The sequence below is a fragment of the Tepidibacillus infernus genome, assembly GCF_048898065.1.
GTDB classification, from domain to species: Bacteria; Bacillota; Bacilli; order Tepidibacillales; family Tepidibacillaceae; genus Tepidibacillus_B; species Tepidibacillus_B infernus.
In genome coordinates this window covers 1-12,274 of record NZ_JBLWFI010000003.1, presented here as the reverse complement: position 1 = coordinate 12,274, position 12,274 = coordinate 1, and the positions used below count along the sequence as shown (strand labels likewise).

Here is a 12,274-nt window from a genome sequence, read left to right as displayed (position 1 = left end):
CTTTATTCATAGAAGGGCACGGATGACGGAGCGCGATGGAATATACAAACCTTTTCTTATGCATTGTGGATATAATTTATCCACAGTATTGTGGATATGTGGATAGATATTGGTATGCAAGGTACCATCAGGGATGAAAAATTAATGGGTTATGGACAATTTTTTAACCAGAAATTGTGAATTATGTTGATAAGTAGGGTCAAAATAGAATTAAAGCAGGATCAGAATGTGAATAATATTGTGGATATGTGGATATTTGAAAATTTCACAATTTTTCAGACAGGATTTCTAGCAAAAATATAGAAATGATGGAGGGAATAGTGAGGTAGCTATTTGAAAGGGGTTCATCATTTGTGAAAGATTGGTCTAGTCATCATTATTTAAAAGTTTTTATCTTTATTTTAGTCCCTATGCTCCTGTTAATCGATAAAAATGAATCTTATGATTTACAGAATCAATTAAGTCCTTATCTATTTTGGGGAATGCTGTTATTCTCTATATTATTAGCGGTTATGGTTGCAAAGTCGGTAGAAAAAAGAACACAAATGCGCTTACGACAATTAAAAGAAGAGTTAGATTCTTTAAGAAATACAGGAAAACCATTATCAGTGGCTGATGATCATTTTGGTGAAATCGCCCAATCAGTAAATGATATAAACGAAAATTTATCAAACAAACAAAGGATAAATAAAGCAATTTTAGATAGTATTCCATTAGGCATTATATTCTACGATGACCAAGGCAAAGTGATGTATGTAAATCAAAAAGCATATGAAATTACAGGTTATACTAAAGAAGAAATTGAACGATTTACTGTAAAAGGTAATATTCTGAATCATAGTGAATATGTATTTTGGAAAACCTTACATTCTGGGGAATCTTTTTTTGGTTTTGAAAGCTTCTGCCCAACAAAAGATGGTCGGGAGATCCCGGTGATGACCTCAACAAAACCGTTATATGATTCTGAATCAAAACAGATGATTGGGATTATTAGTACATTTATAGATATCTCAGAGCAAAATCGACTACGAAAAGTAGAACAACATGCCAAAGTGATGTTGGATCATATCTCAGATGGTGTGATTACTGTGGATAACTTTGGCGTGATCAACGGTTTTAATCGTGGTGCAGAGGAAATGACTGGATTTAAAACAGAAGAGGTACTTGGCAAGTATTATGATGATGTCTTTATAAAACGGAAAACCATTTTTACTAAATTGACTCAGACCTTGCGTTCAGGAAGAGAATATAGCAATTATAAGAAAGAAATGATTGATGTATCCGGTGAAAAGGTTTTTCTGATGATTACAACTCGTATCCTAAGGAATGAGCAGGGAAAACAAATCGGTGCGATGGGGATTTATAAAGATATTACGCTGATGGTTGAACTAGAACAACAAATCCAAAGGGCAGAAAAGCTTGCCGTAGTTGGTGAATTGGCTGCAGGAACCGCCCATGAAATTAGAAATCCTCTTACCACCATTAAAGGGTTTATACAGGTATTTGAAAATGAATTAAAGGATAATGATAAGAAACAATACATTCATCTTGTTTTAGATGAAATTAATCGTATTAATGAAATTATTAAAGAAATGTTGTTACTAGCTAATCCTAGTGATTCATTTAAGAAGTGGATGCAAATTAATCAGATTATTAAAGAAACCATTACTTTTATGAGTGCAGAAGGGGCAATGTATAATGTTGAATTAGTAACGGATTTGCAAGAGGAACTCCCCCTTGTTTTTATTGACGAAGGGCAAATCAAACAAGTTTTTGTTAATATGATTCGAAATGCAATTCAAGCCATGAAGAAAGGTGGCATCATGGAGATAGCTTCTTTGTATAATCCTATACAGCAAAGAATTGAAGTAATCTTTACTGACCATGGGGAAGGTATTCCAGAGGAACAGTTACCAAGGGTATATGAACCTTTCTACACAACAAAGCATGATGGGACAGGGTTAGGCATTCCAGTATCTTTCCGAATTATGAAGAACCATGATGGCGATTTGCAAATCTTTAGTACCCAAGGTGAGGGAACAAAGGTAGTTTTATTTTTCCCAATACAGACGGATGATTCTTTTATTGACGGGCAAGAATAGGTAATGATGTCTTGTCTAGGAGGATGTAATCACGATGGCCAAGCTAAACCGTTGGTTTGTAATCCTTTTATTGACGATCTTTTTGATAGGATCGTCTTTTTCATATACCCTTGGTAAAAATAAAGACCAAATTGTGTTAATCATCATAAATCAACTTTCTTTTTATGATCAAACTAAATATAAAAATATAGATGGATTTAAGCAATTAGAGCAAGATGGGATAAAAGGTGCAATGAACCTTAATTCAGCTAGCAGTAGAAGTGATGCTAATAGCTATTTAACGATTGGAGCAGGGAGTAGAGGTATCGGTGTCAGTGATATGGGGAATTCGTATCAATCTTATGAAAGCATTGCAAAGTACAAAGGAATGAATGCGTTAGAAGTATATGAACAACAAACAGGATCAGAAGTAGCAGAAAGGGATGATCTGATTCTCTTTCTGCCCATTGAAAAATTACGAGATCAGGTACAAAAATTTCCATTTCACATTGGAGCCTTAGGTGAATCATTAAAACAGGCAGGCCTGACGGTAAAGGTTTACGGAAACAATGATACATTTGAGAGGATAAGATATGCACCATTGATTACAATGGATCAAACTGGGTTAAGTTATGGAGATGTAAGTGAAAATACCTTAATCAAGGATCGAAAAAGACCTTATGGAGTAAAAACAAACTATCTCTACTTGTTGGAAAAATGGAGAGAAAATCGTGAATTAACTGATTTGCTTATTTTTGATTTAGGAGATTTATATCGGCTTGAACAATTTAGAGACCAGATGAACAACGACTATGAAGAGCAACTTAGAAATGTCATTTATCAGGAGATAGGCCAATTTATTCAAACGATCATCAACCAACTGAATCAAAACCAAACATTGATTGTATTATCCCCAATGGTAGGCCAACAAGCAGTAAAAGAGGATATGCTTTTATCTCCAGTCTGGGTCTATCATGGACAAGAACAAGGGAATTTCCTCATTTCTGGTACCACGAAACGACCAGGAATTGTGGCGAATATTGATATCGCGCCGACAATTCTTGAAAAGTTAGAAGTTAAACAGCCTTCATACATGTTGGGCCAAAAAATCAAGAGCATCGATGAGAACCTTAGTTTAGAGGAAGAAATACAGCAGATTTCTACCACATATAGAACAAGAGCTACGGTTTTATATACTTATGTCGGATGGCAAATCTTTATTCTTATTTTATCGATTTGGGTTTGGTTAAGAAATTACAAAAGAAGCTTTTCTTGGATTCAAATAGGTTTATTAAGTATGTTATTTATGCCGTTTCTTCTATTAGTCACAGCTGATTGGATCTCCAATTACGCCTACCTTTATCTAGGTACTTTGATTGGAATTAGTTTAGTTTTAGCATGGTTGGCCCAACAATTAAAACCCATTAAAATCTTTTTTCTAGTGGGTATATTGATTTTTTTAGCCATAACTTTAGATACCTTCATGGGTGGGCCACTGATGAAAAGATCCTACCTTGGGTATGATCCGATCATTGGTGCTAGATATTATGGGATTGGTAATGAATTTATGGGCGTTTATATTGGCGCAACCTTATTATTTATCTCTCACTTTCTGCAAATGAAAAAGAATGGGGTTACTTTTTTTATTACCTTATTTGTTTTTGCAGGGATTAGTTTTATTCTTTTATATCCTACGCTTGGAACGAATGCGGGGGGAGCAATATCTGCGATTGTAGGTACGGGAATAGCTACAATAAGGTTTGCTGGCTTAACCTTTAACAAAAAAGGGATTATCTGGATGTTAATCATATTGGTTTTTGGATTAGGTATGCTATTGTTTATAAACAGTATCGTTCCAATAGAAAGCAAATCACATATTGGTAGAGCATTATCCAAACTTTATCAAGGAGATTTCACTACGATCTTTCAAACGATTGAAAGGAAGTTAGCCATGAATTTTAAACTGATACAAGTTTCTTCATGGAGTAAGGTAATGGTGACTTCTATTTTTGCAATGGCAATCATTTTTCTAAAACCAAAAGGAACATTGAAACGAGTGATGGAGCATTACCCTGATGTTTTTCATGGTTTTTTTGGTATCGTTGCTGCTTCGATCACCGCCTTATTTGTAAATGATTCAGGTGTTGTGGCTGCATCAACGATGATCATCTTTGCAGCAGTTCCTATGTTATTTTTAGCTATTAATGAAGAAAGGAGCTAGATTGTTTCTAGCTCCTCCTGAATTTCTTCCCATTGTAACATCAGATGATCTAGTTGGACTTTCATTTGTTGAAGCTCATCATTCTTAGCATAAGAAAGTTGATGGTCAGAATAAACCTCTGGCTGAAGAAGTTCTGTTTCAATTTTTCTTATTTCTTCTTCCAATCTCTCTATCTCTGCTTCAATACTTTCAATTTTTCTTTTCAATGATCTTTCTATTTTTTGCCTTTCTTTCTCTTCTATATATTGTTGTTTCGTCGCCTTTTGCTCAATTTGTGTAGATTGAACTTGTGTTTGTTCCTCTAGTTCAGCTTTTTTTTCTAAGTAATAGCTATAATTCCCCAAATAATTAGTTGCCCCTTCTGTTGTTAGCTCGATCGTCCTTGTTGCAATTCGATTTAAAAAGTAACGATCATGAGAAATGAAGAGGATTGTTCCAGGATAATCGATCAGTGCATTTTCTAATACTTCACGACTAAAAATATCTAGGTGGTTGGTAGGCTCGTCCAACAATAAAAAATTTGCTTTTTGTAGCAATAATTTTGCCAAGGAAACTCTAGCTTTCTCCCCACCACTTAAATCTTTTATCTTCTTAAAAACATCATCCCCAATAAAGAGAAAGTTTCCTAATAAGGTACGAATTTCACTTTCTAACATCGTTGGATGCTCATCCCATATTTCATCAATCACTCTTTTTTCTAAATGCAAGCGATCCTGCTCTTGGTCATAATACCCGATCATTACATTAGAGCCGTATTGAATTATCCCATCGACCTGAATCTCTGCAATAGGATTTCCAGAAATGGATTTAAATAATGTAGATTTACCAATCCCGTTTGGCCCGATGAGGGCAACGCGTTCCCCTCTTGTAATATCAAAGGAAACATTTTCGAATAGATGGCGAGCCCCAATCCCGATGGAAAGGTCTTTTACAGACAGAACTTGAGTACCACTCTGTTTCTCGATATCAAAGGTAAAGTAAGCCTTTTTTTGTTCTAGTACAGGCCGATCTATTTTTTCGATTTTCTCTAGGGCCTTTCTTCTACTTTGTGCCCTTCTAGTGGTTGAGGCTCTTGCAATATTTTTTTGAATGAAATCTTCTAACTTGGCAATCTCTGCTTGTTGTTTTTCATATTTTTTCAATGTTAATTCTAATTGCTGTGCCTTTTGCTCAATATATTGACTGTAATTCCCTACGTAAAGAGTTGCCTTTGTTCTTTCAATTTCATAAATCACTGTGACCAAGGCATCCAAGAAATAACGATCATGCGAAACAACTAAGATGGCACCAGAATAGGATTTTAAATAAGCTTCAAGCCAAGTCAAGGTTTCAATATCCAAATAATTGGTTGGTTCATCTAATATAAGAAGATCAGGCGAAATTAATAAGAGCTTTGCTAGAGCAAGTCTTGTTTTTTGACCACCGCTTAAGGTGTGAATAAAGGTTTCTTCATAAGGAAAAGAGTGGAATCCTAAGCCGTGTAAAACACCCCTAATTTGTGATTCATATTCGTATCCACCTTGATCTTTAAACCGTTCCATCGATTCTGAGTATTCTTTTAATAATTTTTCATACATGGTCGCGTTTTCGAGATAGGTTGGGTCAGACATTTTTTCTTCTAAACGACGAAGGGATTGTTCTTGTTTAATCAGGTCTATAAAAACAAGCTTCATTTCCTCCCAAATGGTTAATTCTGTATCAAGTCCACTATCTTGAGCTAAATAGCCAACAGTTGCACTTTTGGCAAGATGAATCTCCCCAGAATCAGGGAGCATTTCGCCTGCAATGATTTTAAGCAAAGTTGATTTTCCGGCTCCATTTACACCAACAAGTCCTACACGTTCATTGGATTGGATTTGTATATCAATATCCGATAGAATAGGTTCTACGATAAAAGATTTTGAAAGTCGGTTCGTTTGTAGTAATATCAATAGTAAATCACCTCTTTTCATAAGTGTAACGTAGATACTATTTATCAATCAAGTGGAAGACTCACTTCCTTTGCAATGCACAATTTCTAGAAGAAGGTATGAAGAATGTGTGATAAAAATCCTTTTCCTTCTTAGTCGTTTGAGTTAGTATTAATGAAAGATAACTTTGCTCAAGATTGAGCAATTTCGTAAAAAATATTGTAAAATAGTAGAGATGGTGAAAAAAGCCATGGGCTTCACTTCTATATTGTTAGCTGGCGGACAAAATAAAAGAATGAATGGGCTTCCAAAATGGGAATTGCGAATAGGAAAGGAAATAATGATCGACCGGTCGATTCGGCGGTTAAAAACAGTATCTAAACAAATCATCATTGTTTCTGGCGGGACTTATCAGTTTTCCTTTTTGGAGAAAGAGGAAGAATTCATTAAACTTGTTTACGACCAGACACCATTCTTAGGACCGTTAAATGGAATACGAACTGGACTCACTCATAGCACAGATCTATATCATTTTGTCGTTGCTGCGGATATGCCCTTTTTTTCCGTTGATTTGGCTCTATGGATGTACCAATTAGCAACTACGAATCAAATGGATATTGTCATTCCTAAGTGGAAAGATAAATTGCAACCCTTACATGCGATTTATTCAAAAAGTTTGATAGATGCGATGTCCAAAGATATAGAAGAAGGGAAAAACAGTTTAGTAAAATGGATTCTGGATCAAAAGAGACTTCTTATTGTAGAGGAACTAGACGTACAAGAATTTAACCAGAGTGGAAAAATATTTTTCAATATGAATGATCCTGAACAATATATGGAAGCATTAAGCTGGATGATTGAGGAGGAAAAAGAGTGAAGTCTTCTATGCTTATAGAGATAAAAGTGGAAGATGCAATTGGATATGCTCTAGCTCACGATTTAACTAAAATTGTTCCTGGAGAATTTAAAGGAAGAGCATTTAAAAAAGGGCATATCATTACAGAAGAAGATATTCCTGAATTATTAAAAATCGGAAAAGAACATATTTATGTAATGGTGTTAGAAAAAGGTTATTTACATGAAAATGAGGCTGCCATTCGTATGGCAAAAGCGATTACTGGTCAACATGTGCTTACAAACGAACCACATGAAGGGAAAGTGACACTTACTTCCGAAATATATGGATTAGCAAAAGTAAATGAAGAAATCGTTCATCAAATCAATGCAATCCCTGATCTTGCTCTTGCTACTGTGCTCAATAATAAAATCGTGCAGCCTGGAGCGAAGTTGGCAGGAACTAGAGCACTTCCTCTTATTGTTGAAGAAAGATACATTGAACAAGTTGAAGCGATTACCAAAGGGAAAACTGTGATTGGGGTTAAACCATTTAAGCCTTTCAAAACAGGATTAGTCACAACCGGAAGTGAAGTATTTAAAGGCAGGATTAAAGACCGTTTTGGCCCGATTGTAGAAAAGAAATTAAAAGCATTTGGCTCTGAGTTGGTTGAACAGCGTTTTGCTCCAGATGATGTCGAGCAAATTAAAGCTGAAATCAAATATTTCCTTGATAAAAAAGTAGATATGGTTCTTCTTTCTGGTGGAATGTCTGTCGATCCTGATGATCGTACCCCTTTTGCGATTCGAGAAATGGCTACAGAAGTAATTACTCAAGGGACACCCATGCTACCTGGTTCGATGCTGATGGTCGCCTACTCAGAAAATACACCAATTCTCGGGTTGCCTGGAGGAGTATTACATGATCCTTTTACTGCCTTTGATGTCGTATTGCCAAGAATTCTTGTAGGTGAAAAAGTAACAAAAGAGGAAATCATACGTTTAGGTTATGGGGGGTATTATGGTTGCTAAATGAACGCAAAATTCCCATTGCTAGCTTTGTTGGCTATTCCGGTAGTGGGAAGACCACCTTGATGGCGAAGGTCATTCACGCATTTAAACAACAAGGATATCGTGTTGCAGCCATTAAACATGATGCCCATCGTTTTGAAATGGATCATGAAGGGAAAGATACTTGGAAATTTGCCCAAGCTGGTTCTGATGTTGTACTGATAAACTCACAAGAAAAATTGGCCATGATCGAGAAGGTGGAGAGATCGCTTTCATTTGAGGAAGTGATTTCCTATGTGAAGGATGTAGACATTATCTTGGTGGAGGGGTATAAACATGAAGCCCCATCTAAAATTTTAGTCGTTCGTAGAGAAGAAGATCTAACCCTACTTTCAAGTCTTAAAGATGTGATTGCAATTGCAACTTCGTTACCACTTGATGAAAAGCAGATCCCTATTTATGATTTAGACGATGTTGAAGGGATTGTAGAATTGATTCAATCAAATATATTGGGGGAGATAAAAGATGGCTCAAGATCATAAGATACCACAGGTCACAGCCAAGAGATTACCTTTATATTATCGTTACTTAGAAAAGTTACATCTCATGGGAAAACAGCGTGTTTCATCAGCCCAATTAAGCAAAGAGTTATTGATCGATCCAGCAACCATTAGAAGAGACTTCTCGTATTTGGGGGAATTAGGGAAAAAAGGATATGGTTATAATGTAAGCTACTTGTTGCAGTTTTTACGAGACTTTTTAAAACAAGATGAAGTAACCAATGTTGTTCTCATTGGGGTTGGTAATCTAGGTACAGCTTTACTGCATTACAATTTCTATAAGAATCGCAATATCAAAATTGTGGCTGCCTTTGATAGCAATCCGAACAAGTTTAATCGTGAAATTGATGGTATTCCCGTTTATGGGATTGATAGCTTAAAGGAAGTGGTTCAATTATTCCGGGTTGAAGTTGCGATCCTAACCGTACCTGTTCATGTGGCCCAAGAAATAACAGATAAATTAGTAGATGCAGGAGTTAGAGGAATCCTCAACTTTACTCCTTCAAGGCTAACAGTGCCAGCTGGTACATTGGTACACCATATTGACTTAACGACTGAATTACAAACATTGGTCTATTTCCTGAAGAATTTTCCAGAAGATGAGCTAATGGAACAAGACCAAGAGCTAGAGAATGAAGATGAATAGGAGAGGGATCTCATATGGTGGATCAAGATAAATCAATGACTTTAGTCAGTCATTTAGAAGAGTTAAGAAAAAGAATTATCTGGATTATCTTGTTTTTTGTCGTTGCCTTGGTGGTCGGTTTTATGTTAACAGACCCAGTTATTCGCTATTTTACTGATGAGCTCAAAGCAAAAGGGGTTACCTTTAACGTTTTTCGTTTATCTGATGCACTAAGAGTCTACATGCAATTTGCTTTTGCGATTGGGATTACCCTTTCCCTTCCTTTTGCGTTATATCAAATTTGGCGATTTGTTGCACCAGGCTTAACAAAAAGGGAAAGAAAGGCAACCATATGGTTTATTCCCTTTGCCTTTATTCTATTTTTACTAGGGGTATCATTTGCTTATTTTATTCTATTTCCAATGGTCGTTACCTTCCTATCCAATATCTCTAAACAGTTAGGTGTTGTTGAAGTATACGGGATTGCTCAGTATTTTAGCTTTATGCTGAACATCGTGATTCCGTTTGGTATTGTGTTTGAGCTTCCAGTTGTCGTAGTCTTTTTAACCCGTCTTGGTATCATTACACCTAAATTATTAATTAAAATTCGGAAGCTGGCCTATTTTGTATTAATTATTGTGGCCGTCACCATTACACCACCTGAGCCGATGTCAGATATTCTTGTCTCTGTTCCACTCATTTTGTTATATGAGATTAGTATCATGCTATCCAAAGTGGCCTCAAAAAAACGCCAACAAGCATTAGAAGAAATTTAATCTGAACAACAAAGAGCACGTCAACCTTGAAGAAGGAAGCGTGCTTTTTGTTTGTTTATTTTTCTGTATTGATATTACATCGTGTCAGGCGTAATGCTTTGAAGGCCAGGCCAATATACCTCATCGGCATATTGTGTGGTATCTCCTTTATTTACATCCCCAAAATAATTGATTCCCACAAAAGCGAATACTAGAACAAAAACGAATAATATTTTTTTAATCTTATCCAAAATAATGTCCTCCTTTTAATAGATTCCCTTTTCTCAAAATTTTACTTTTTTGTTATCACTATAATAATATACGTTTTAATAAGCAATATAAAGTATTTATATAGCGCAAATGGAATAATATTACTATAAATAAATGAGATAATCCTTTTGTAATCAAAAAGAATTACTTTATATTCTCAATTTCTCGTTTGTAGACAAGAACCGTTGTGTTTTACTGTTGATAAAAAGCTATAAAAGCCAGAATTCTTAATTTTTCCCTATTTTAAAGGAAAATTGAAATAATAAAGAATTAAAATAAGTAGATTAGTACTAATCAGAAAAAATAAAAGGAGGTGTAAAAATTGAACAACTCACAAGTATTAGAGTTATTAGAATCATTAGGTGTGCAGTTATCTAAGGAACAAATTGATAGAAAAAAACAATGTATGGAAGAATTGTCTAATTTCAACGGATTTATTGAAGAAATTTTTATACCCGAACTAAAGAAATTTGTAAATATATAATTATAAAATTTGATAATTTGGAGAAGAAAATATGAATTTATCATTACTGACAACTAATAAAAACTTTAAATATTATTTTTATGGGCAGGCTATATCAAGATTTGGGGATTCCCTGTTTATGTTTGCTATAGTATGGTTCGTTTTGCAAATATCAAATAATTCAGCACTTCTTTTTGCTTTAGCTATGATCAGTATGAGCCTACCAGAAATACTTTTTTCAGTATTTGGAGGTACTCTAGGTGATAAGTTTAATAAAAAGAACATATTAATTATAATCGATATATTATCTATAATTATAAATATCATTGTGATAATTTTGACTATTGTTCAATCTTCTATTCTATTATTTTATCTAATATTTTTTATTCATGGTATGTTACAGGCCATTTGGGTTCCTAATTATTATTCATTTATTCCGACGATTGTAGATAAAAAGGATTTAACAAACGCGAATGGATTTATGGAGTTGGTAGATCAGGTGAATTTCGTAATTGGGCCTATTTTAGCTGGTTTCCTAGTCAAATTTACAGGTCTTGAGACTATATATGTGATAAATACTTTAACATTTATAATTTCTATTTCACTTATGCTCCGTATTATTTATAACCCTTCAACTCTTGATAAAAATGGAAAAAGAGAAGCCTCTAAAATTTTTGACTTAAGTGAAGTAAAAGAAGGTTTATCATATATAAAAGGTAATAAAATCATACTTCGGTTAATGCTAATTTATAGTCTTTCTAATTTTGTAAGTGAACCCTTTTTTAGCTTACTCATCGTATTGGTAAAAGATAGCTTTGAAAACCCTTTATATATAGGGATTCTTAATTCTTCATTATCTATAGGATTGATTATTGGTTCATTAGTAAGTTTTAAAATAAAAATTTCTCATATGAAATTAATTATATTGAGTGAAATTCTAATGGGAATTTTAATGATCATTTTTATAATGGCCTTCCCCCACATCTCAACTTTTCTTATTTATATCCTAATCGGCGTAATATTAAGTGTTGAACAAATTAATGTTAATACTCTCTATCAATTGTACACTAAAGAAGAGGTCATGGGGAAAATTATGGGTATCCGAGTTTTTTCAACACAATCACTTAGGCCAATTTCGAAAGGAATAGGTGGCTATATTGCTGACCGAATAGGTGTTAAGTACATTATGTTGATTTCGGGATTGTTAGTCTTCTTAAATGGATTAATTTTTTATAGCAATCACTTATCTAATAAAATTCAAATAAAGGAAGAACAAGTTGAAAACTGACGATAATAACTATTCATTATTTATATAGATCACTTACAGCATCCAACGCAATTTTATAATATTGGGATGCCGGTTTATACTTTTTTGACTCTTTATAGAAATTACCCAATTCCTCAGAAATCGGTAATAAATGCTTCCACATTTTATTTTTATAATAATATTCTATAGCTTCTTTCATCAACAATTCGTACTCTGCCAATTGATTTTGCTTTAAGAGTAATTTAGCCTCCCTAATTTTGTTCATCAACAATTCGTA

The 12,274-nt window shown here is 34.4% G+C and carries 12 protein-coding genes; 9 read left to right on the top strand and 3 right to left on the bottom strand.

Annotated features, from left to right (window positions below; translation table 11 throughout):
• The first annotated feature begins 353 nt into the window (after window positions 1–353).
• A complete protein-coding gene (locus TEPIDINF_RS13650) occupies window positions 354–2,102 on the top strand; it encodes a PAS domain S-box protein (RefSeq protein WP_068727816.1) in 1,749 nt (582 codons plus the stop codon).
• 34 nt (window positions 2,103–2,136) lie between these two features.
• Entirely contained in the window at window positions 2,137–4,302 is a 2,166-nt protein-coding gene (locus TEPIDINF_RS13645) for a hypothetical protein (RefSeq protein ID WP_068727818.1), read from the top strand.
• Here TEPIDINF_RS13645 and TEPIDINF_RS13640 read toward each other — a convergent pair.
• Window positions 4,299–6,233, bottom strand: a complete 1,935-nt coding sequence (locus tag TEPIDINF_RS13640; RefSeq protein WP_421692338.1) for an ABC transporter ATP-binding protein — start codon at window positions 6,231–6,233, stop codon at window positions 4,299–4,301. The genes TEPIDINF_RS13645 and TEPIDINF_RS13640 overlap by 4 nt on opposite strands.
• Window positions 6,234–6,462: 229 nt before the next feature.
• On the opposite strand from TEPIDINF_RS13640, the gene TEPIDINF_RS13635 reads away from it, so the two are divergent.
• Genes TEPIDINF_RS13635 through tatC form a run of 5 tightly spaced genes read left to right on the top strand, consistent with a single transcriptional unit; the run spans window position 6,463 to window position 10,018 of the window.
• On the top strand, window positions 6,463–7,089 hold the full coding sequence (locus TEPIDINF_RS13635; protein WP_421692337.1) for a molybdenum cofactor guanylyltransferase: 627 nt from the start codon (window positions 6,463–6,465) through the stop codon (window positions 7,087–7,089).
• Window positions 7,090–7,097: 8 nt separating this feature from the next.
• On the top strand, window positions 7,098–8,078 hold the full coding sequence (locus tag TEPIDINF_RS13630; RefSeq protein WP_421692359.1) for a molybdopterin-binding protein: 981 nt from the start codon (window positions 7,098–7,100) through the stop codon (window positions 8,076–8,078).
• Complete coding sequence (gene mobB, locus TEPIDINF_RS13625; RefSeq protein ID WP_220126424.1) at window positions 8,072–8,599, top strand: molybdopterin-guanine dinucleotide biosynthesis protein B; 528 nt, start codon at window positions 8,072–8,074, stop codon at window positions 8,597–8,599. The genes TEPIDINF_RS13630 and mobB overlap by 7 nt, the downstream gene beginning before the upstream one ends.
• A complete protein-coding gene (locus tag TEPIDINF_RS13620) occupies window positions 8,583–9,263 on the top strand; it encodes a redox-sensing transcriptional repressor Rex (RefSeq protein WP_069799885.1) in 681 nt (226 codons plus the stop codon). Before mobB ends, TEPIDINF_RS13620 begins: the two co-directional genes overlap by 17 nt.
• 14 nt (window positions 9,264–9,277) lie before the next feature.
• The gene (tatC, locus tag TEPIDINF_RS13615) at window positions 9,278–10,018 is read left to right on the top strand and encodes a twin-arginine translocase subunit TatC (RefSeq protein ID WP_068727826.1); all 741 of its coding nucleotides are present in this window, start codon (window positions 9,278–9,280) and stop codon (window positions 10,016–10,018) included.
• Window positions 10,019–10,092: 74 nt separating this feature from the next.
• Here tatC and TEPIDINF_RS13610 read toward each other — a convergent pair whose 3' ends face one another.
• Complete coding sequence (locus TEPIDINF_RS13610) at window positions 10,093–10,248, bottom strand: hypothetical protein (protein WP_421692336.1); 156 nt, start codon at window positions 10,246–10,248, stop codon at window positions 10,093–10,095.
• A gap of 341 nt (window positions 10,249–10,589) precedes the next feature.
• On the opposite strand from TEPIDINF_RS13610, the gene TEPIDINF_RS13605 reads away from it, so the two are divergent.
• Window positions 10,590–10,751, top strand: a complete 162-nt coding sequence (locus tag TEPIDINF_RS13605; RefSeq protein WP_421692335.1) for a hypothetical protein — start codon at window positions 10,590–10,592, stop codon at window positions 10,749–10,751.
• A gap of 31 nt (window positions 10,752–10,782) precedes the next feature.
• On the top strand, window positions 10,783–12,018 hold the full coding sequence (locus TEPIDINF_RS13600; RefSeq protein ID WP_132770092.1) for an MFS transporter: 1,236 nt from the start codon (window positions 10,783–10,785) through the stop codon (window positions 12,016–12,018).
• A 16-nt stretch (window positions 12,019–12,034) separates the two neighbouring features.
• Here the strand turns inward: TEPIDINF_RS13600 and TEPIDINF_RS13595 are convergent.
• A partial coding sequence (locus TEPIDINF_RS13595) for a hypothetical protein (protein ID WP_421692334.1) occupies window positions 12,035–12,274 on the bottom strand: 240 nt, incomplete at its 5' end.

What these genes read in the sequence shown, in the direction of transcription:
- TEPIDINF_RS13645 (WP_068727818.1), top strand. Translation starts at nt 2,137, where the DNA reads ATGGCCAAGCTAAACCGTTGGTTTGTAATCCTTTTATTGACGATCTTT.
- TEPIDINF_RS13635 (WP_421692337.1), top strand. Translation starts at nt 6,463, where the DNA reads ATGGGCTTCACTTCTATATTGTTAGCTGGCGGACAAAATAAAAGAATG.
- TEPIDINF_RS13630 (WP_421692359.1), top strand. Translation starts at nt 7,098, where the DNA reads ATGCTTATAGAGATAAAAGTGGAAGATGCAATTGGATATGCTCTAGCT.
- TEPIDINF_RS13620 (WP_069799885.1), top strand. Translation starts at nt 8,583, where the DNA reads ATGGCTCAAGATCATAAGATACCACAGGTCACAGCCAAGAGATTACCT.
- tatC (WP_068727826.1), top strand. Translation starts at nt 9,278, where the DNA reads ATGGTGGATCAAGATAAATCAATGACTTTAGTCAGTCATTTAGAAGAG.
- TEPIDINF_RS13600 (WP_132770092.1), top strand. Translation starts at nt 10,783, where the DNA reads ATGAATTTATCATTACTGACAACTAATAAAAACTTTAAATATTATTTT.